At 46.1% G+C, this 22,093-nt stretch carries 18 protein-coding genes; 5 read left to right on the plus strand and 13 right to left on the minus strand.

What is annotated here, in order from left to right; translation table 11 throughout:
• Positions 1–164: 164 nt before the first annotated feature.
• The 3 genes from MHI06_RS21465 to MHI06_RS21475 all read right to left on the minus strand — a co-directional run bounded on the left by MHI06_RS21465 (position 165) and on the right by MHI06_RS21475 (position 2,798).
• Positions 165–1,055, minus strand: a complete 891-nt coding sequence (locus MHI06_RS21465) for a hypothetical protein (RefSeq protein WP_340399021.1) — start codon at positions 1,053–1,055, stop codon at positions 165–167.
• Between the two features lie 142 nt (positions 1,056–1,197).
• On the minus strand, positions 1,198–1,851 hold the full coding sequence (locus tag MHI06_RS21470; RefSeq protein WP_340399022.1) for a YkyA family protein: 654 nt from the start codon (positions 1,849–1,851) through the stop codon (positions 1,198–1,200).
• Between the two features lie 38 nt (positions 1,852–1,889).
• Complete coding sequence (locus MHI06_RS21475; RefSeq protein ID WP_340399023.1) at positions 1,890–2,798, minus strand: polysaccharide deacetylase family protein; 909 nt, start codon at positions 2,796–2,798, stop codon at positions 1,890–1,892.
• Positions 2,799–3,020: 222 nt separating this feature from the next.
• Here MHI06_RS21475 and MHI06_RS21480 point away from each other — a divergent pair, with 222 nt between their 5' ends.
• Complete coding sequence (locus MHI06_RS21480) at positions 3,021–3,965, plus strand: DMT family transporter (RefSeq protein ID WP_211080880.1); 945 nt, start codon at positions 3,021–3,023, stop codon at positions 3,963–3,965.
• Between the two features lie 65 nt (positions 3,966–4,030).
• Complete coding sequence (locus MHI06_RS21485; protein ID WP_340399024.1) at positions 4,031–4,867, plus strand: sulfurtransferase; 837 nt, start codon at positions 4,031–4,033, stop codon at positions 4,865–4,867.
• Between the two features lie 113 nt (positions 4,868–4,980).
• On the opposite strand, the gene MHI06_RS21490 is transcribed toward MHI06_RS21485, so the two are convergent.
• The 5 genes from MHI06_RS21490 to MHI06_RS21510 form a co-directional block, all read right to left on the minus strand.
• Positions 4,981–5,211, minus strand: a complete 231-nt coding sequence (locus MHI06_RS21490) for a helix-turn-helix transcriptional regulator (protein ID WP_340399025.1) — start codon at positions 5,209–5,211, stop codon at positions 4,981–4,983.
• 18 nt (positions 5,212–5,229) lie between these two features.
• The gene (locus MHI06_RS21495; protein WP_340399026.1) at positions 5,230–5,847 is read right to left on the minus strand and encodes a DUF2975 domain-containing protein; all 618 of its coding nucleotides are present in this window, start codon (positions 5,845–5,847) and stop codon (positions 5,230–5,232) included.
• A gap of 342 nt (positions 5,848–6,189) precedes the next feature.
• A complete protein-coding gene (locus MHI06_RS21500; RefSeq protein WP_340399027.1) occupies positions 6,190–7,461 on the minus strand; it encodes a hypothetical protein in 1,272 nt (423 codons plus the stop codon).
• Between the two features lie 169 nt (positions 7,462–7,630).
• Positions 7,631–9,241, minus strand: a complete 1,611-nt coding sequence (locus tag MHI06_RS21505) for a helix-turn-helix domain-containing protein (protein WP_340399028.1) — start codon at positions 9,239–9,241, stop codon at positions 7,631–7,633.
• 113 nt (positions 9,242–9,354) lie between these two features.
• Positions 9,355–10,389, minus strand: coding sequence for an ABC transporter substrate-binding protein (locus MHI06_RS21510; protein ID WP_340399029.1), 1,035 nt, complete (start codon positions 10,387–10,389; stop codon positions 9,355–9,357).
• A 293-nt stretch (positions 10,390–10,682) separates the two neighbouring features.
• Here MHI06_RS21510 and MHI06_RS21515 point away from each other — a divergent pair, with 293 nt between their 5' ends.
• A complete protein-coding gene (locus MHI06_RS21515; protein ID WP_340399030.1) occupies positions 10,683–12,644 on the plus strand; it encodes an AraC family transcriptional regulator in 1,962 nt (653 codons plus the stop codon).
• Between the two features lie 145 nt (positions 12,645–12,789).
• On the opposite strand, the gene MHI06_RS21520 is transcribed toward MHI06_RS21515, so the two are convergent.
• The 3 genes from MHI06_RS21520 to MHI06_RS21530 all read right to left on the minus strand — a co-directional run bounded on the left by MHI06_RS21520 (position 12,790) and on the right by MHI06_RS21530 (position 16,146).
• Positions 12,790–14,349 (minus strand): exosporium glycoprotein BclB-related protein, encoded by a 1,560-nt coding sequence (locus MHI06_RS21520; protein ID WP_340399031.1) that lies wholly within the window; start codon positions 14,347–14,349, stop codon positions 12,790–12,792.
• Between the two features lie 34 nt (positions 14,350–14,383).
• Positions 14,384–14,743: a hypothetical protein gene (locus MHI06_RS21525; protein ID WP_340399032.1), complete on the minus strand. Its 360-nt coding sequence runs from the start codon at positions 14,741–14,743 to the stop codon at positions 14,384–14,386.
• Positions 14,744–15,201: 458 nt separating this feature from the next.
• Entirely contained in the window at positions 15,202–16,146 is a 945-nt protein-coding gene (locus tag MHI06_RS21530) for a dihydrodipicolinate synthase family protein (RefSeq protein ID WP_340399033.1), read from the minus strand.
• A gap of 177 nt (positions 16,147–16,323) precedes the next feature.
• Here MHI06_RS21530 and MHI06_RS21535 point away from each other — a divergent pair, with 177 nt between their 5' ends.
• The gene (locus tag MHI06_RS21535) at positions 16,324–17,154 is read left to right on the plus strand and encodes an AraC family transcriptional regulator (protein ID WP_340399034.1); all 831 of its coding nucleotides are present in this window, start codon (positions 16,324–16,326) and stop codon (positions 17,152–17,154) included.
• A gap of 115 nt (positions 17,155–17,269) precedes the next feature.
• On the opposite strand, the gene MHI06_RS21540 is transcribed toward MHI06_RS21535, so the two are convergent.
• Positions 17,270–19,222, minus strand: a complete 1,953-nt coding sequence (locus MHI06_RS21540; protein ID WP_340399035.1) for an AraC family transcriptional regulator — start codon at positions 19,220–19,222, stop codon at positions 17,270–17,272.
• A 235-nt stretch (positions 19,223–19,457) separates the two neighbouring features.
• Between MHI06_RS21540 and MHI06_RS21545 the strand changes: the two genes are divergently transcribed.
• Positions 19,458–20,177: an SDR family NAD(P)-dependent oxidoreductase gene (locus MHI06_RS21545; RefSeq protein ID WP_340399036.1), complete on the plus strand. Its 720-nt coding sequence runs from the start codon at positions 19,458–19,460 to the stop codon at positions 20,175–20,177.
• Positions 20,178–20,273: 96 nt separating this feature from the next.
• Here MHI06_RS21545 and MHI06_RS21550 read toward each other — a convergent pair whose 3' ends face one another.
• Positions 20,274–22,019, minus strand: coding sequence for a methyl-accepting chemotaxis protein (locus MHI06_RS21550; protein ID WP_340399037.1), 1,746 nt, complete (start codon positions 22,017–22,019; stop codon positions 20,274–20,276).
• Positions 22,020–22,093 lie beyond the last annotated feature (74 nt).

Consider the following 22,093-nt stretch of genomic DNA (forward strand, 5'->3'; position numbering starts at 1 on the left):
GCATCAGCATCGTTCCTTCCGGCTCTTTGTCTTTGCACGGTATGGTACATTGTATAGTAACATCAACAAAACAGCGTATCTCCTCTCTCAAGGAAACACGCTGTTTAATGGGATTGTTTTAGCTTACTTCATCGTTTGGCTCGACCGTGTTGCTCGTTCATTTTCTACTCATTCATGATGGAATTAAGGGATGCATATGCCATCGGCAGGAAACCTTCAGAAGGTTCACCAATAGGTGCATGAATGTGGAAAACGAAACCATTGCCGTCCAGTTCTTTGACAATAAAGTACTCTGTTTTCTTATCATTCTGGGACATCATGTACAGTTGAGCATCCTTCATCGGCCCATTGCTGAGTTGTTCAGCCGTTAACTGCTTTACTTCCCCGGTCTCGGACAACTCTTCCTTCGCATCCATCTTCAGCGCATCCAGATTGTAATCCGCCGGCAGCTTCTCAATCTCTACCTCATAATCCGGATCAATCTTCATTGATAATTCCTGGTCTTCCGCGTCAAATGTCATCGGTTCAAACACATAAAGTGAATAGCCTTTCGCTTGTGCAAGTGTCACTGAGCGCTTCTCGGTCATGCCTTCTACCGTCACTTCCAGCTCTGACGTCTTCGGACGATCGGACGTTACAGTACCGCCTGCATTGGAACCGTTATTATCATCACCTGATTCAATTTTTGCAATCTCCGTGAGTACCAGCTGTTTCGTTGTTGCATCAATGGTTTTCTCTACATATTTGAAACGAACGGAATCTTCGTCATCGATATCATCCAGTGATTTCTGCAGATTTTCGCCCACCTGGAAAGACATCGGTTCTTCATTCACTCGAATCTCCACGGTGTGCGGATCAGCCCATCCAGTCAGAATACCTTCGGCTTCTATAGCAGCACTTTCATTCGGTTGTTGCTCCGGTGCGGGTGACTGTTCTTCCGTATTATTCACTGGTGGCTGTACAGCAGGACTGCTGTTCCCACAGGCCACAAGCGAGAATCCCATAAGTAACACCAGTAGTGATGTACTGACTTTCATTGTATTTCCTTTTCGCATATGAACACCTCCGTTAGCTTATACGCAATGATGCTTGTCCACGTTGCTTCTCATCCATTGGCTTGGCTGTATACTAGTACTTACACGGGAGACAGGCGGCTCAATCATGCAATATGTCTGAATGGCTGCTCAGATCCGCTGCTTAGCTGGCCTGATCCATCTGTACCAGTTTCGCATTGGCTCCGTTAAATGCTTTGGTCTGTAGGTTGAATTGCTTACGGAATTCAGCAAGCTGCGCATATTCGCTATTCCGTACCCGAATGGCTCGCTTGATCTTCACCAGATTAGGTTCCACACTTTCTCTCATCAGGCTATATAACTGTTCATCGGCATTCAGACTCTGCTGATACGAAGCTACGAAATTTTCAAATGCACGCGCTCTTGCTTCATATTGATCCAACACCTTCTCAGCCTGGGCCAACGTTTCTTCATTTTCAAATGATAGTTCCTTAAGGGAGCTGCGCAGGGCCAACGTCTTCTCATTGGTCTGTTTCATGGCCTCTTCCGCCTGCTGCAACAACGTTCTTCGTTCATGAATATGCTCTGCTGCCTGATCCAGAAGTGCTTCGAGATCACTGTTTTTATTCTTGCCTTTATCTAAAATAGTCTTGTATAACTTCATGTCTTCCTGCTCATGACCGGTCAGTGCCTTCAAACTCTGGTCAATCCCCTGACCGCTGAGCACCAATTGGTTCACCTGATTTGCCGCAGGCTCCTGCGGCTCTCCACAACCACTTGCCAGCAGAATTAGCAATACGCTGACTGCCGCAAGCGCCATTTTTTTACTCGTTAGCACCAAAGTCCTTCCTCTCTTGCATCAATCTTGTTGTTATGTTACAAGCGGCTATCTCCGCTAAAATTGGCTACCCAGTGTGCATCCGGATCGTATACTTCGAACTCGTAGCCCCGATCTTCCAGCAGTTTCAGAATACGTGGCAATGCCTGAACCGTCTGCTCGCGCTCATGCATCAGAATTACTTCCTTGTCCCGATGTACACTTTTGCTCACGCGAGCCACAATCTTATCCGGCTGACCGGGAAGATTCCAATCGAGTGAATCTGTCGTCCAATCCCACATTTTGAACCCCGCTGCCGCAATGTCACCTCTGAACGTTTCACCGATCTGTGGGCTGCTGCCATAAGGTGCACGAATCAGATGAGGTGTAAAACCAATCAGGTCCTGCACCATCTTCTGCTCTTTCTTAAACTCTTTCACAAAGTTTGCAGAACTGCCGCTCTTATACAGCTTTTTATAGTTATGCGTCATACTGTGGAGTCCAGGATAACTACCTTCCTTCAGCAACCGTTTCACTGCATCAGGATGCTGATTCAACTGACGTCCGATCATGAAAAAGGTAGCTTTCGCCTCATGCTGCTTCAATATATCCAGCAGTTGTTCCGTATATTCAGTTGGCCCATCATCAAACGTTATGTATGCCAATTTGCGAACCTGGCCCTGGAACCGTGCCGGCTCCTCCTTCGCATCCGGAGTAACTTGTATCATACCGAGCTTGGCGGGCTGTTCGATTACAGTAATCGGAGGCGGCGCCACAACGCTTTTGATCCAATGCGTCATGCCAAGGAATACATATGTAATACCGGTAACGAACAGTACCAGGAGCATTAGAGCTATGCTAATCCTTCCATACCGGATTTTTCTTCGTTTATGTGTTTTCGTGCGACTTGTGCTAGGCGGAATACTGCCACGTTCTCCCGCTCTCTCTTGTTGGACTCTCACTGTCATGCCACTTCCTTACTTTCATTTTTTCCCGATTATTGGTATATTATCTCGTTTCATGTCTCTATATAGAAGATTAATAGAAAAATGGATCGGGAGAATGACAGAATAGTTACAAGCCCGGTTACAATCTACTTATCTCTTCGTTCTCTTTATCTTTCCTGCGGTTACCTTCTCTTGTATAATGAAGTGATTTACGCCATCAGACTTCAAGAAGGAGCTACACCCATGACAAGCTTGAACCGTGCCGGCAGATCCATCTATCTGCTATTCTTTGTCGGCATTATCGCCATTTCTTTTTCTTCGATCTTTGTACGCTGGTCTACCGCAGATGTTGCGGTCATTGCCATGTACCGTCTATTTTTGACCAATCTGCTGATGCTACCTTTTGTCTGGAAATACAGACATGAGATGATGCGTCTGAGCTTACGGCAATGGGGTTTGCTGCTTGCATCCGGTGTGATGCTAGCCCTTCATTTCCTGCTCTGGATGGGTTCGCTACGGCTCACCAGTGTTGCCAGTTCCACAGTTATTCTCGCGCTGGAGCCTATACTGATTCTTGCCGGTTCGGTATGGCTGTTCAAAGCCAAAATCAACCGCATGATGATCATCGGCATGGGCATCGCCCTGCTTGGATCAATCGTCATTGGTGCCGGTGATTTCCAGTTAGCAGGTACTGCCTTGCAAGGTGATGTCCTGTCTTTGCTTGGCACAATCGCAGTCGCCGTTCATATGCTGCTAGGTCAATTTTTGCGAGCGGGACTTAGTGCATTTTCGTATAACTTCTGGGTGTTCTTCGTGGCTGCTTGCACGCTGGCGGTATATAATCTGATTATGGGCCATCCGTTCGGAGGTTACGCTGCGTCAGAGTGGGGAATCTTCCTGCTGCTCGCCATTGTGCCAACCATCTTTGGACATTATCTCTTCAACTGGCTGCTTCAATATATGAATGCCACAACGGTATCCATGGGCGTACTTGGGGAACCCGTATTCTCTTCATTACTGGCCTGGATGCTGCTCGGCGAATCCCTCAGTGCATTACAAATGTCTGCCGGGGTTGTCATTATATTCGGGGTATGGATTTTCATTCGATATGGCAAAACCAAACCTCAGATTGCTTCAACAGAAGCTTCTGTTGCGGGAAAAGGGCCTATTGAACCTACAACGGTATAACGTATTTTTTCGTAAATCATAGTTATAAACGACTCTACCACTCTCACATAAGGCGGTGTATTTTCATGAAAAATATTGTATCCATGCGCTGGCTGCTCGCCAGAATGTATGAACCGGATGTCGTCATTGCCGATTGCCGATTCTTGCTCGGTCAGCCGGAGGCTGGAAGACAAGCCTATGAAGCTGGACATATTCCAGGGGCTGTCTATCTCGATTTGGAAAAAGATCTTTCCTCTCCTTTATCTACACACGGAGGACGTCACCCACTTCCTGATCCAGCTGTGCTCGCAAGTCGTCTCTCCAAAGCTGGCATCGGCTCCAATAGTCGTATTGTTGCTTATGACGATCAAGGCGGGATGAATGCATCTCGGCTATGGTGGCTGCTTCGCTATATCGGTCATGAACAGGTGTATATCATGGACGAAGGTTTCTCCGCTTGGAAAAACGCCAAATTCCCGGTTACCACGGATGTACCGGTTCAGATCCCATCTTCCTTTGAGGTGAATGTACAGCCAGCCATGCTGGCAAGTGTTGAGGATGTTCAGCAGGCTTCGGCAAGCGGCAGTGCCGTGCTAATTGACTCCCGTGATGCTCGCCGCTATGCGGGTCTGGAGGAACCCATTGATGCCAAGGCTGGTCATATTCCTGGGGCGTTGAACTATTTTTGGAAAGATGTGTTGGATTGGGATGGACGTTGGACAGGTACTGAGGTGTTAGAAGAGCGTTTCAGTAAGCTGGACAAGGATTGTGCGATTATCGTGTATTGCGGTTCTGGCGTCTCGGCCTGCCCTAACGTGATTGCGCTGGAAGAAGCGGGATTCTCGAATGTGAAATTGTATTCCGGAAGCTGGAGCGACTGGATTAGTTACGAGGAAAATCAGGTGGCTACAGGCACTGAATAACGTTCAAGAACCCGCGCTCTGCGCGGGTTCTTTGTGTTCAGGCTTGGGTGGTGTACCCTCGGTACATAGTGCTCTAAGTAATCCTAAAACAATTAAAGGGTGATTAGGCACTCTCAATCCATTTCACGGCTGTCGCTGTCGCCTGGAACAAATTCCAGAATGTCTCCCGGCTGACAATCTAAGATTTCGCAGATTGCTTCCAAGGTAGAGAAGCGGATAGCCTTCACTTTCCCCGTTTTCAGATTGGACAGATTGACATTTGAGATCCCTACCTTATCTGCCAGGTCATTCAATTTCATTTTTTTGTCGGCCAGAACTCGATCGAGACGTATAATAATCGGCACTGTCATCAGTCTCCATTCTCATAAAGTCGAATCATGCTCTTCCTGCAGAAGAGCGCCATATTTGAAAATCTCGGAGACGAACAGCACGAGTATGCCGATGATAATTCCGATTAAAGAGATACTTCCTAGATTAATGGAGAAGATACGAGTAACGAACAGGCAGATCAGAATGTTGAGAAGCAGCTTCGCTAGCAAAGAATACAGGATAACGACGACTCCCAGCCTTCTCAGACGCGTGGCATTCGCCAGGCTAAACGGGCTGCTTCCGCTAAGTATGCTACCTATTATATTGCGAATCTGACCAATTGAGTAGATGTAAGTAATGAAGATAAGCGTAGTGTTGGTCAAACTGACGACCAGATAAGCGGTCTTGGCATCGAACATATCGGGATTGATCGGTTGAAAATAAGTGAAAGGCACCATGACGCTCTTCGTCACAGTATCCGATAACGGTAATGAAAAGAACCAGTGTGCGATTCCCTTCTCTGCATAGAACAGCTCCTGAGGTTTTAATCCGATCCATAGATTGAAACTCAGCATCGCAATGAGCAGCCCGATTCCTCCCCAGTATCCGATCATAAGTGCAATGTGCATTCTTTTGAGGCCAGGCTTGGCTTTGAATTCAATTCCGTTCATACGCAATCTCCTTTTCATATGACTTACAATATATACTAAATAATTAATTCACGAAAAACAATAAATATTTAATGATAAACATTAATTATTGATGAAAAAGCAGTTCATACTAAGCTACTTGATGATGTATTTTCCAGTAGTTTGATCTTTATCGCCTATAAAAGACAAACACGTATAGAGCAAACCAAATCAACACCTCACATCGTGAAGAATACTCGTAAATACACCCACATTAACCTCAGAATACAAAAAAAATACATCACCAGTATTGTACGTCACTTGGCGATGTATTTAGGGTGTTACGCTTATTAGAAATCTGACTAAACTAGCGTGTAGCTTGAGCTACTTCAGTATGTATTTGGTTACGGTGGTATCGGAAAAATCTTTCGTGAGATAAAGCTCACCGTCTCCAGCATAAATATACATGTGCCCAGCATTATTATCAAGCCACAGCGTGGAAAGATGATACTTAATCTGCAGATTTCCCGGATTGAGCACGTAGAAATCTTCTCTAGCCCAATCTCCCTCAAACGTGTTCTCATCAATTATAGCCGGGCGCTCCTGCCACTGATACTGTCGCTCCACGGTAATCTCACCTGACGGAGTCATATGGTGATACCATTGCTTATCACCAATCTCACCAATTTGCTGCTTGCCGAGAAGCTGGTTATCCTTGCTGTACAGCCGATACGCGTTGTCGTTCCGAATTAAATAGTTGTTACCCGTGATATAGATCTGATCTTTCTCATTTAGAGTACGCACCCATTTCTTCTTGCCTTTCGTATCGTAACCGATGACCAGTTTTTCATTCTTACTGCTGAGATGAATGATAAAGGATCCGCCTTTGAACGGCAGCACCTCAAGATAGGGTTCTTTCATCGATTTGGGAGCCGTATAGGTGACGAGAGGGGTGTTTATTGTGCTCAAATTGCGGTAAACACTGACTACTCCTTGCTCAGGCATATTATGCACCACATAGCCGTTTGGAAGTACATCTACCATCCCTATAGTCCATTTATTAGTTAAATTTTGTTTTCGATCCTGTTTCCCATCCTGGTTGTACTCGGTGATACTAATGGAGGATGTCTTCTTATCGACGGCAGAAACAATGGCAACATTACCGCTGTGGAGCACTACTGGCGCGTATGAATGGGTTATCCGTTTTGTCCACTTCAACTTACCTTTCGGATCGACTGCAGAGAAATCATAGCCGCTTGAGCCTTTCGTTTTATAAAAAAAACTGTAGCCATTACTAGCAGCATAGAATTGGTTGCGAGTAAAAGGTGTGTCGTTGATTACGTCAGAATAATCGTACAACCAACTCGTAGAACCATTGTTGCGATCGATGGACGCGTAGACCTTGCCACTTTCTTTGGTTTTGTTGGCCGAAAGCTTCACTTTCTTGATCAGTTGAATAAACATCCGATCCTTGCTTTGCAAGCTATCGATCGTATTCCAAAACTTATAACCTTCTGGTAACGTATAACTCCATTCCGGATCCGGCAGTTGTTCTATGGTCTTGCCTGCAGCCGCAGATTGACCTAATGTAAAAATCTGAACGGCAAGTAGAAGTGTTAACGCAGCGACGATAAACTTGAAACGTTTTGAAATCATGCTCATATCCCTCTTTTTATATGTAATGATGTTCCAATTGCCTATTATAATTTCGCAAAGGGAAGGAAGACAAGGAAAGTAGTGGAAAAAAACTATGCACTTCAATCCATTGACTTCATGTAAAGTGGAAATCTGTCATTTACTTCTTAATCCCATTAAAGTGCCTACTCTATCGGCCTTTATCCACCAACTTAACGATCTCGTCCAATTGCCCATCGACCGCCAGCGGTGTGTACATCCACCATTTGTCGTAGGATACCTTATGCACGTTTCTATTACGAACAGCATTCAAGCTCCTCCATACTTCCGAACGACACAGTTTGCGAAAGGCGGCTTCGGCACGCGGGTTTTGCCCATTGACCATGATAAACAATCGATCCGCGTCATAATGACAGAGTTCTTCGAATGGAAGCTTTTCCGAGAACGCGTTATGACCATTATAGTCATTAATGAATTGCTGCACGAGCGGATGAGGTCTCAATTGAAGAGAGCGGTACAGCACATGCCCCATGTTCCGGTCACCTGCCACGCGAAAGCCTGTATCATCGATCACCAGTGCCGCATACGTATCTTGCAATCCGATAGCGGCACAGAGTCGCTCCTTTGTCTGGGCAACCTTAAGCTGATGTTGTTCCATCCAATCTCTGCTTCTCTTACGTTTGTTAACAACAGCAGATACGCTGTCTAACTGTTGGTATACGTCCTGAGATTGCCAGGGGATGCGTACCACTTCGGCGATCGTGGAAAATTGTTCGTATTCCCCAGTCGTCATATGCTCATATCCCAAAATGAGATCAGGCTCCATTTCGCGAATCGCCTCAAGATCGTATGGTGCCCACACAAACGGTTTCATCTCAGGCAAATACGGGCGAACGTACTCGTTGCGGAATAAATGATAATCCGGTGCTCCGATCGGTGTCATGCCAAGTGCAAGCAAATGGGAGGTGAACAGCAGACCGATAACACGCGGCTCATGTTTCTTGACATAGACGCTTGGAGACACGCCTTCTTGCTGTTTGAACCTGCGGCTGAAATAAAATTCGTCCTTGAATCCAACCTGTGTGGCAATAGAGTGCATGTCCCGGCTTGATGATCTCAGCAAACGTTTCGCATGGTCGACTCGCACACGATGCAAATAATCCATTGGGCTTGTTCCTGTTACCTGCCTGAAAATATGACTATACTGCCTCGTGCCAACGCAGGCGATAGCAGCCAACTCGCCCACCTTCCAATTGTGCTGGTAATTTTCCTCCATATGAGTGATGGTCCGCAGCACAGCCTCCTTGGTACTCGACGGCTGATTCACACAAGCCTTGACCGCAAAGTGAAAAACCGCTTCTTGCAGTAAAATTTCCCGCCTAAAGCGGCTCATCCCCATATCGGTCGTCCGTAGCTCAGCAATTTGATCGAATAGTTCCATCAGATTGGCCAACGGCTGAATTGCAACCACTCGGTTTCCGATCATTGCCAATGGATGTTCCTCTGGTTCTCCTTGCCAGTCCGCATCAAACTCTAGCTTATGCGCATGCACGATATGTCCAGGCTGATGCTCCCACTCCAAGATCGTACCGGGGAGAATCAGAATACTGCTGCTTGGAACGATTGTAAGGCGTTGTCCGTCCACAACGGCAACGCCTTCTCCCTCATCAATGACCCATAGTTCATAATTGTCGGGTGCAAACATCGTGTGTTCTATACCCGAATGAAACGTATATACATCAAGCCCAATCCAACGTAATCGTACGTTATCCATGGGCAAATCGAAGTTCTGCCACTCCACCGTATGTCACCTTTTTCTAAATGAAAACAATTCTCATCTACAACTTATTGTACGACAATTCAAATATGCAGAAAAGCCCCCTTTATCCAGGGAGCTTTTACACCAATTCTTCATTATTGATTATGTTGTTTGAACAATTCCACGGCTTCATCCAGCAAAGCATCCGTGGAGAATAATGTGTAAGACCACCATTTGTCATGTGGCACAATGAAGACGTTGCCGTTTTTGACCGCAGGGAGGTTTTTCCACAGGCTCGATTCCTGCATTTTTTCATAAAATTCCGTCGAACCCGGTTGGGTATCATTGACCTTAATGATCAAATAATCCGCGGTAAGCTCCGGCAATTTCTCCAGTGACTGCGGCTCCGTGTACACGACGAATCCATCGCTTTTATCAACCTCTTCCTGAACCCATGGCATGCGCTTTAATCCAAGCAGATCGTGCAATACGAACCCCATGTTTCGGGTGCCTGCGACTTGGAATGAATCCTTGAAGATTTCTACAGCCGCTACTGTCTCGTCTGCTCCAACAAGATTGCTCATTTCAGCTTTGCGTTCTAATACTTTGGTTTCATGTTTCGTGATCCATTCTTCTGCTTCCGCTTTTTTACCCACGATATCGCCAATATATCTCAGTTGATCGTATAGATTGTCTTCCCATGGATAGATAACCGTCGGAGCGATTTTCTCCAGTTGCTCGATTATATCCGCTTCGACAAAGGAAGAAGCGATAATTAGATCAGGCTGAAGTGATGCCACTGCTTCCATATTAGGTGGATAGTCTCCGGCGATTTCAACTTCGCTGGCAGCATTTTTCAGATAATAATCCTGTTCGATTTCATATTGAAGTCCGCCTACAGGCGTAATGCCCAGAGCCAATAGTTGTGTTGTTGCACTAATAGAAAAAATGCGCTGCGGTGTCACGGGAATCTCTTTTGTTCCAGTAGGATCCGTGAAAGATTTCGTTTGTGAAGCGTTGGCGGATGCCGTCTCTTCCTGACTCGCAGTTCCTTCGCCCGTTGATGGCGAAGCCGTCTGACTTCCGTTGGACGAACCGCTATCGGCCTGTGTGCTACATCCCGCCATAATAAAGACCATCAGTAATATCATTGCTGCAGACATCATGCTATACGTACCTCTTCGTTTCATTGAATGAATCTCCTCGCTTTGCAGTATTCAGTAATGAGAATCAATATCACTTAGAATAGAATACCGGACAGTCCTCTACTTTGCACATGGAGAATTCGGCGATTTTCTTTAGATCATTGAGAGGTCATGACATCAAACATTTTTCGTCTTTATACTCCATAGTTATGAGAAGAATCCGGTGCTACCGAGGAAACGTTTTGGAAAGTGACAAAAAGCCACTAATATTATTATATAATAACCTCACCACATAAAAGGCTGGCTTCAACAGCTCATGGAAGGAAGACAACTCTCTATTGAAAGCAACCTTGAATGTACAAGATCACATACTCATCTGGAATTGTGCATCGCTCAAAATCATGGATGTACGACATATTGTCATACAATCCGACGAGCGCGTACGTCCTTACCTGTTCCCTGCCAGCGCCTTTCTGTACGTAACGCATGGCAGTGCAACCGTGATTTTAGACGGAAATGAGCATGCTACCAAACCATTTTATATGCTTCATGGGGGCAAAAACACCCGTCTGGACATCATGCCAACGGACGAATCCTTTCATTATTACCTAATTTTCTATAAAGCCTCCTTCCCGCTACCTGGCAAGCAGCATACACTTCAACAACCGGATCAACCATTGCCATTCCACCTCCAGTACGGTTTTATTCCATACCATCCTGCCATCCTCTACGAAATCGCTGAGCGTATGCTGTGCGAATGGAATAGACCGGGACGCTTGGAGCGGCTCCATACCAAAACACTATTCTATCAATTTGTATATGAATTGCTCAGGCAAATGGATCAACAGCAGGTCAGCATTGTTAGACCTAACCTTGCATCTCAGCTTATTCGCTATATGCAGGAGCACTACGCCCAGCCGCTGACGCGGGAAACACTCGCGCATACATTCCATTACAGCGTCCCTTATCTGTCCAAGTACTTCCGACGTGAAACTGGCGCAAGTATAATCGATTACTTAATCGGTATTAGGATGAACAAAGCAGGAACGCTGCTGCAAAAGACCGAGTTATCTCTGCAAGAGGTCGCTGCAAGCGTTGGATATGGTGATGTATCCTATTTTATAAGAATGTTCAAAAAGCATACGGGAGTCACACCAAAGCAATTCAAGGATGAGTCCGGACAAGTGGCGAGAGGTTCTTATCGTCCTATTCTTAGGCTTCGATCATCCATTGCTCCGCGTAAACTCCGTCGTTATATTGATATCAGAGATGATAATCATTATCAACATAGCGAAAAAGGAGATTTACGGATGTATAGAAGCAAACTACCTGTAGGAATTACCCTGCTGTTGTGCCTAACTCTATTGGTTAGCGCATGTTCCAGACCAGCAAACACGAATGGAAGCACTGGCAGTACGCAGAGTCCAACTGTAGGTGCAGAGAGTAATATCAGTAACACAACAACCGGCAGCTCGGAGATGGTAACCTATTCTGCGGTTAACGGTGAAGTACAAATCCCAAAAAAACCTCAAAGGGTCGTAATGGTGGCAGGAGCCTTTACCGGTCATTTGCTAGCGCTGGGCCTTAAGCCTGTTGGAACTGGTGATGAGTCCTTTAACAGTTATACAGAAGGAAAGCTGGATGACGTTGTCAACATCGGTAACGATGTACCCTACGAGAAAATCATGGAGTTGCAGCCGGATTTAATTGTCGTTTGGAATGACCCTGAAACGATCGAAAAGCTGTCCAAAATTGCGCCGACCGTCTCTGTTGAATATGGAGTACCTCTGCGGGAGCAATTGATGGATTTTGGCAAGATGACTGGTAGAGAAGAGCAAGCGAAGGCCTGGATCGCAGAGTGGGATGCTAAAATCGCTGAATATAAACCACTCGTGGAGCAAGCGGTAGGTGATCGCACGGTTTCGATTTTTGATACGGGAAGTGCCAAAGAATTTTATGCCTACGGGAGCTTTGGTAGAGGTGGAGATATTATTTATGGCGAGTTTGGCCTGAAGGCACCGCCGATCATTCAGAAGGAAGCCATCGATAGCGGCAAAGGTTGGGCCAAGTTATCACTTGAATTGTTACCACAATATGCAGGAGATTATATCTTTATTAGTGGATGGACAGGTGATGAGAGTCGGGATTCCGTTTTTGAAGGTCCGATCTGGGATAACCTCCCTGCTGTCCAGAATAATCACGTTTATCGCGAGAACAGCCGTGGCTTCGTGTTTAGTGACCCGATTTCGTTGGAAGCCCAACTTAAATTTGTCGTAGACAGCCTAACCACAACAGAGTGAAATTCAGTAAACCACGTTATGTACGAGGCGAGGAGCAATCCTCGCCTTTTTATGCTCTACTAGTTGTGCTCACAAATAAACAGGGACCTCTCACCATGATCGCAAGGGGTCCCTGTCTATGAACTTGTTATATAGCTAATTTCCGTTAAGTGATGGTAAGGCCGCCGCTTGCATATCCGGCTACGGTTGTAGCCACATCAATTCCGGCTGTTACGGAAGCTGAGAAGACCATAAGCAGGCGGTCACCGGCGGCTACCGGAATACTCAGTCCTGTAGTCAATCCGCTGGATATTGTGCCCAGTGCTAAAATGCCAGTCAGTGGAGGCGCCAAGGTTACCAATGCACCCGGTACAGCTGTAAAAGAGTTATTAGGTGCAGTGGAACGGAATAATTGTGCAGTTATGGTTACTGTGGATCCAACCAAGCTCAGTCCAGCTGTCGTGCTGAAATAAGCAGCCAGCGAAGTAATCGTTCCTGCACGCGATGCCGAGAAAGCGAAGTTAAGCAATGTGCCTGCGGCGCCTGTGAGATCAATAATTCCTCCGTTAACACTTACTCCTGTAGCATTGTTACCAAAACCAACTAAACTGGAGGTATTCAAAAGTCCACCCAATACTGTAGTCAACACCACTGGAAGTCCTGATGCATAAGGAATGATTGCTCCAGCGCCTGCTACACCTGTAGCTCCCGTTGTACCTGCTGTGCCTGTCGCTCCCGTTACTCCCGTTGTTCCTGGTGTCCCTGTTGCTCCGGTTACTCCCGTCGTACCCGATGTGCCTGTTGCTCCGGTTACTCCCGTTGTACCTGGCGTGCCGGTCGCTCCCGTTACTCCCGTTGTTCCCGGTGTGCCGGTCGCCCCTGTCACTCCCGTTGTACCTGGCGTGCCTGTCGCTCCTGTTACTCCCGTTGTTCCTGGTGTGCCTGTTGCTCCGGTTACTCCCGTTGTTCCCGGTGTGCCGGTCGCCCCTGTCACTCCCGTTGTACCTGGCGTGCCTGTTGCTCCTGTTACTCCCGTTGTTCCCGGTGTGCCGGTCGCCCCTGTCGCTCCCGTTACTCCGGTTGTACCTGGCGTGCCTGTCGCTCCCGTTACTCCGGTTGTTCCCGGTGTTCCTGGTGTACCTGTCGCTCCTGTCACTCCCGTTGTACCTGGTGTGCCTGTCGCTCCTGTCACTCCCGCTGTACCTGGTGTGCCTGTTGCTCCTGTCACTCCCGCTGTACCTGGTGTGCCTGTCGCTCCTGTCACTCCCGCTGTACCTGGCGTCCCTGTCGCTCCTGTCACTCCCGCTGTACCTGGCGTCCCTGTCGCCCCCGTAGTTCCGGTTGCGCCTGTGGCTCCGGTGATGCTTGGGGTTTCACCCAGCAGTTCGGAAGAAACCAAACGATGGGCTGTTACCAAAGCGCCTGTGCTGCTCTTACCCCATACGGATACTTGAACAGGATCATTAACCGTCGCTGGTGTTGTAAAAGTAAACTCAAAGGCATCAAAATTGGCATAATAATTGTTGGTTATTACTTGATTTGGTGTGATGTCAAGAGACTCACTGACATACAAAACTCTTATTCCACCATCCAGGTAATACCCTTGTATTTGTACGGTTGAGGCTGTCACATCACTGCGGTTATCCATTCTGACGGTAACGGTCTGAGTCGGTCTTACACCGCTAACAGCATTATTTTCTATTGGCCCGGTTGATAAAAAGCTCATCGCTACATCTCCTCTTTTGGGTATATCTTATCTGTTAGATGTCATTAACTGTTTTTTCGTGGGCTACCACCCGGTGTGCATCAACCAATTGTCCAGACGCCTGTTTGCCCCACACTGAAATTCCTACTTCCTCCACACCTTCCACATCTGTTCCAAAAACAAACTCAAAAGCATCTAAATCTGCAAAATAATTTCTGGTCACTGCTTCGTTAGGTGCCATACTGATCACTTCACTTACGTACAGCGTTCTTGTTGTGCTTAGCACATAACCCTGAACGGATACAGTTACCGAGTCCACAACAGCCCGACTTACCAATCTGATCGTTACCTGTTGTGTCGGTCTAACCCCGGAAACCGGATTATTTTCTATCGGCCCAGTTGATAAAATAGCCATTTTCCCCATCCCACCTTTTTAAGAACCTCATACTCTAGCAGTATTTGGCATAAGCTCACCTGATAGTAATATTCAATCACTCAACCAACGGTGTGGACAAAACACAGGGGGCAATCCACCATTATCAATAAACAACAACTGTCTAAGCCCCAGGCTTTAGCTAACAAAAGCGGGAATATGTATAACAAGGAGAAGAATTTATGCTACCGGAAGATAAACAGAAATAAGAGAGTATATTTTTATAACTACTAGCATCAATTCCCGAAAAAAACAAACGACCGTTCCCCCTTTAAATTACAGGGAAACGGCCGCAGCTTAAGACGTCTTTTTTCGTATTTACTTGATGAGATTAGGACTACGTATATTAAAACCTAAAAGCAGGTGTTTCCTCCGCCTGAACACCAATATCATCAACATCCAGAGCCTGAAAATAAAATAATAGCGGGGCGATTCATTTCCTATCTAAAAGACTCATCCTTCGTAATCAAAGATTGCCGGAATAGCTGGCTTAGCTCCAGGAACTGATCTACCTCCAAACGGTGTACTGGTTTGAGCTCTTCGCTACTTCTGGCTCTGGAATGAAGCGTAAGCTTCAGCCCTTCTTGTTGCAGCAAATATTTCGCGTTGACCGGATAATGACGTCCCTCAAACAGATGAAGGGGCCCCAGCAATGTCTGTAATCGTTCGGCTCTTGTTTGATCCTGCTGCCAATTTTCGATGATCCATACGTACAGATCCGGATGGAAGTTGGTTAGAATGCCACTGTAACCATGCGCGCCTGCTTGTAGCGATCCTAGATACGAAGTGCCGTTGGCATTATAAATTTTGAGCGGTGTCCCTTGAACGGCTGCGACCTTCTGACGGATCTGTTCCAGATCACAGCTTGTTTCCTTGAGAAAGAAAAAACGTCCGCTATCTGCGCACCACTTCAGCAATTCTGGAGACAACAAGCGATGGTATGGAATTGGACATTCGTACAGACCCAGCTTCACATCTGGCAACCGTTCCATGATGGTGCTCAGATTGCGTTTCCACACCGCATCGTCATCATCTGGACCCGCTATACGGCTTGTCACAAGAATGACAGCATCAACACCTGTCTGCGCAATTGCCGTTAACTCCGTGATTTGTTCCTCCAAATTATCCGAATTATGGCCTGAAGCAACGACCGGCACTCTCCCTTTTGTTTTCTCTACTACGAATTTGGCCAAGTCTACTCTCTCTTGCAGCGATAGATGGAGCATTTCACTAGAAAGACAAACCGCGAATAGACCATGCACGCCTTTCCCCATATACCACTCGATTAATTCTTCTAATGCCGTATAGTCAATCTCATTGTCCTCCGTGAACGGAGTGAGCATAACTGGCCACACGCCGTCCGGGAATAAAGTATCGTTCAACATACTGCCTCCTCGCTGACGCCAATTCCATTCTCAGAGTTGGCGACCTCCTGATATAATAAGGTAATACCTATCCCTATTATAAAATTGTAAACGCTATTATCGAATGACATAATAACGCCATTTCATGACATCATGTCGCCATGCGTGTCGTGCTGGAGAGAGTGTGGGTGAATCGAAATGGACATCGTTCAATATCAATTCTCGAATTTTTCCAAAATCCATAACGTCGATCTGAAATTGTACTATTGCGGCACAGAGCAGTGCTTGTCTGGACATGAGGTCGGCCCTATGGTGCGTGATTATTACAAAATCCATTATATCCATAGCGGTAAGGGGCGTTTTCATACGGGAGGCCGAACGTACACGCTGGGCAAAGGGCAAGGGTTCCTGATCAGTCCGGAGAAACTGGCGCATTACCAGGCCGATGATGAAGCTCCATGGACATACTCCTGGATCGCATTCAACGGCATGCAGGTGGAACGCTATCTCAAGCGATCATCCTTATCCAACGAACAGCCCGTATTTTCGTCCAAGCGGGACGAGTATATTCAATCCTGCTTTTTGGAGATGTTCAAAGCAACGGAGCATAACCTGACAGACGAACTTCGGCTATTGGGCGCCCTCTATTCCTTCTTGTCCGTCATATTGGACCCAGCTTCCATGCCCGTTACCTCACCGGGTGCACGAGGTCAATATGTAGAACAAGCCATTGCATTCATCGAGCATAACTATGCAACGGATCTGAGTGTCGAACAACTGGCTGCACGTTTGAAGATCAATCGTAAATATCTGTCCAAAATATTCAAGAATGCAACCGGATTCACACCTCAACAATATATGATTCAATACCGGATGAATCGAGCCAGCGAGCTTATTCAGAAGTCTTCCCTTTCGATGAATGAGATCGCATGCAGCGTCGGATACAAAGACCCCTTTCAGTTCTCTCGTATGTTCAAAAAAGTAATGGGCGCAGCTCCACGAGACTATCGCAACGAAAAGAAGGAGTAGCCTGTCCGAATTGGTCCGTACGATTCTCCCCACCGCAACTCGAAAAGCCCGCACCATATGGCGCGGGCTTTTTTCGCATATGTTCATTCACATCAAACTTTTACGATGCTGTGCTTTATTCAGCAATCATCTTAGGAAACTCATCCAGCAGCATGTCGCTCGTCAGCATATCTTCATAATTCCATTTGGACTCGATGAAAGTGACTTTTCCGCTTTGCACAGCGGGGAGTTTTTTCCAAAGTGGCGTTTCCAGCAGTTCCTTAAAGGATGATTCGGCTTCATCATTCTCAGGGTACAATACGAACAGATGGTCACCTACAAGCATCTCATGCATCAGCTCAGGCGAGATCTCAATGAACGGGGAGCCTGCGGCTGGCTCAATGCCTTTCACCTTCTCAGACATCTGGTAGCCTTGCGGCTGGTACAACAGTTCAGGCACGCCGCCTGTTTTCATCAGATACATCGTCCGATCCCAATAATACATCAGCACCACAGCCGTTTCGCCTTCAGCGACTTGACCTTGATCCCGTACCTCGCTCCACATCTTCTCTGCCTTGACATTATAATCAGCCAGCAATTGCTTGGCCTCATCCTGTCTGCCTACAATCTCCCCGATCACCGGAAGACGTTCGTTCAATGGTAAATTCTGATCAAAGACAACGGTCGGTGATATTTTGGATATTTCATCATACTGCTTATCCAGTACATAACCCAGCATGGTCAGATCTGGTTCCAGGGACAGGATTTTCTCAAAACTCGTGGGAAAACCGATATCCTCTGCGGGCGTGATCTCTTTATCCTCATATGCCGAATTGGTAATAAATCTACGGTCAACCCCAACAGGCTGTACACCCAGCGCAAGCAGATCTCCAATCGAATTGCCCTGAAGCACAACACGTTGCGGCTTCTCCGGTATACTGACTTCATGTCCCTGATTGTCCGTGTATAGCCTTTCGGAAGGCGTTGTGCTGGCCTGTTGACTCGTTTGCGTTTCTACAGTTGATGTAGATGTTGTGCTTGTATTCCCCCCGGCAGGTGCACAAGCGCTGACCATAATGGTCAGGCATAACAGCATGACAGCCCCCAATGATACTTTAGTATTTCTGTACATCGATAAATCGTTCCTCTCCATATGTTGATAATGATTATCATATTCATTACCAATATAACCTTGTCCTCTGCGTTCTGCATTAGACAATCTAAGCCTGGTTATAGGACGATCCATTCTTTTGGTTTGATCACGAGCTTCTGACCTATAATTACCGGGTGTCACTCCCACCGTCTTTTTGAAAATGCGGATAAAGTAAGATAAATCCGTGTAACCCACGCCCGACGCCACTTCCTGTAAAGAAGCCTCTGTTTGTTCCAGCAATTCACAGGCCATTTCCATTCGAACTTGAATCAGATAATCAATGAGACTATTTCCGGTCTTATTTTTGAACTGTTTTGCCACATAAGGAGCACTATAATTAAGCCGCTCAGCAACCGTGGATAACGTAATTGATTCCCTGTAATGTTCGCGGATGTATTGAGTAGCTTGCTCAACTAGATCAGGTTTAACATTAGCTTCCGTATGTATCTTCCATTGTCTCTCAACTTCGTACGCAAACTGATACAACTGCGATTTCACCTGCAATCGTTCGAGTGAGTTAGGCTTCAGCCATATGTGAAGCATTTTCTTCAGTTGAAGCAGTAATTCAACCGGATCATTGGGAGCAAAAGCATATTGCCTTTGAAATGGATTGCTGCTCTTATATTGTCTCTGGACAGATGGTAGAGCCGTGTTGGAGAGAGAAGTTTTATATAACACCAGATAGTATTCCATTCTCTCTCTAACCGGACCGATGTCCAGACGACCTCCCTTCCCACTATGGATGATATAAAAACGTTCAACATCATGCGTCACACCATCGAGCCGAAAACAAGCGGTACCACGAGCAATATATAGATATCCAGATGTAGGAAAACGATAGGAACTCAACGCTTCCCCTGGATTCAGAAACTTATAGCGAATATCCATGAGTTGAATATTGGTATAATCCCATAACATTAAATCATCGTCGTTCAAAATAATGCCCCCTTTCCTATGGGAAGTATAATTGATAACAATTATCATTTACAACAAATTTTTAACTGCTACATCCTTCGTTTAGTTCAAAACGAAAGATTTTCGATTTCATAGATATATCGACATTCAACATATCTTCATTCAAGCTTCATTCTTTCCCTTCACTTCTATAGTACGATTATGTAGACTTTCCAATGAAGTACAGACACTGCAATTCCACAAGGAGGATTTCCATATGAAAAGTTATCTCGTGTTCGGTGCAAGCAAAGGATTAGGAGATGCCTTCGTCAGAGGTGTGCCCGAACAAGGCGATAAAGTCTGGGTCGTTTCTCGAAGCAGACCGGAAAGCCTGGATTTGAGTGATGGTGTACAGCGGAGATGGATACAGGCAGATCTTTCTGAGCTGAATGCCGCCACCATTGTCACGGACCAGTTGAAGAATGAACCTTTGGATGTACTCATATACAATGTAGGCATTTGGGAGAAAGAAGGCTTCGAGGATCACTATACGTTCGATAAAGACGAGCCTGCGGACATCAGTCATCTGATCCATGTTAATATCACTTCAACCATCGTATGTATTCAAGCATTATTGCCTCATCTACGACAATCTGCAGCGGGAAAAATCATTCTCATTGGTTCAACAGCCGGTCTGAATAATGCCAATAGTACACAAGTTTCTTTTGTCGCCTCCAAGTTTGCCATTCGCGGAATCACAGAGGCTCTGAGAGAACATACCCGACATGACGGCATTGCCGTTACATGTATTAACCCCGGAGAGCTGGCAGCGGAGATCCCTTATGAAGAAGGACCGGATCGAGCTCTTGCTGAGTATGACGGGACACGTATTCCACTTCAGGACATGGTTTCTATCGTTCGTTGTATCGTGAATTTATCCAAAGCAGCTTGTGTAAAAGAGATCAACATGCCAGCACTAACGGATATGAACACCTAGCTAGAATAAGAATATTCCAATACTTAACGGTACAGAAAAAAGCCCGCTTCTCTTAAATGAGGGCGGGCTTTTGGCACAGTTTAACGGGCAATGCATTTAAATGTTAAACCCTTTTACAATGTCGTTAAGACGTAATGCACTTTCCTTCACTTGATCCGACTGACTCGTTACTTGCAGTGATTGCTCAGTAGAGGACACCATATGTTCAGCAATATGCTGACTCGACGCAGCGGATTGCTCACTGGCCGTCGCGATCTCATGAATGGCTCTCACCAAAGTTTCAACGGTTTCATTCACCTGTCGCGCCGTCGTGTGGAGGTCATTCACCGTGTTGGCTTGTTCAACTGCATGGGTGTAATACTCATCTGCCGTATCTTCCAACAGTTTATAGTCACTGCCCACCTGGTTGAACATAAAGGTAAGCATTTCCTTCGCGCTAGAAGACAGAAGAGCTACAGACTCTGTAACTTCACTTGTGACATGCCGGATCTCGTCTGCAGCTTGTCTGGAGCCATCTGCCAATTTTCGGATCTCCTCAGCTACAACCGCAAAGCCACGTCCTGCTTCACCTGCACGAGCCGCTTCAATGGAAGCATTCAATGCGAGCAAGTTGGTCTGCGAGGTAATATCCAGAATGGACTGGGACAGAACACCGATCTGGTCCACTGCATGGGCACGCTCCAACGCATCATTCATCTTCACACTTGCACTGGTATACATATCCTGTGCTGCCTTACTAGACACACTAGCCTCCTGCTTCAGAACCTCAGCTTTGCCGCTAGTAACATTAGCAGACTCAGCCTTCTCCTTGGTACGGGCGGAGATGTATTCAGCTGCTCGAAGGACCTCATTAACGGATTGATTCATATTCTCCGTATATGCAGAAGTCTCTTCCATCGTTGCTGACAACTCTTCTACCGTTGCAGATACCTCACGTATACGCTCATTGAGTTCCGACATGTTCTGATTCGTGAGGTCACTCATCTCATTGATCTGCTGAGACTCATTCACCACACTTGTAATTACATTCGAAGTGGAACCCGTCATTTTATGAATGGCACGAGCAATGACACTAATTTCATTCTGACCTTGAAGCAACTGGGGAGCAATGGTAGCTGACAGGTTGCCCTGCGTAATCTCTTCACAGTAACTATTGATTGCACGCATCCGAGAGCGAATATTTCGAATCGTCAGATAAGACACAACGACCAGAATGAACAGTGAAGTGAGAAGCACAATGCCAAGAAACAGCGCTGTATCTCGAATGGTGTCTTGGGTTTGCGCATATAAATTCGCAGATTCTTCTTCATTATATGTACTTAACTTCGTAACCGTTTCCACAATAGCTGTACTGCTTTTGTTAATTCGGTCTCTCTCTTCATCATCATAAGTACCCGTTGTTTTCTTGACGTTCATGATCTGTTCAATGTCCTGGTCGTAAACTTCCAGCTTCGCCTTGAGATCATTAAAGATTTCTTGTTCTGTTGTATCAAGAGTTCTTGCGGAAAACTCGTCCATCCCACCCATAACCTTTTTCTTGTTCTTCTGAACTTGCTCATACTGCTTGTCCGTATATTCTTGCTTATCGAGAAGCTTGGTATAGTTGGCACGCATATTATAGAAGTCAGCCTTAATCTCCAAAATATTAGTCTGATGCAAGAATCGATCTGTATATAACGCGCCCTGTGCCAGTCTTACATCATTCATGCCAAATATGCCGAATAGAAATAATACAACGAGTCCAATCAAACTAACGGCAATCATTAATATCAAGGTTGTCGTTATCTTCAGCTGTTGAATCCCTCTCCCCCTTAATTTATTACTCTCTGATTTCTTAGCCATTCATGCTCCTCCGGTTCTCCATAGGTCTATATTTCACAACGTGATACTTATAGTATCGGTGTGTAGTGGTCTCA

Source organism: Paenibacillus sp. FSL H8-0079, assembly GCF_037991315.1.
Classification (GTDB): domain Bacteria; phylum Bacillota; class Bacilli; order Paenibacillales; family Paenibacillaceae; genus Paenibacillus.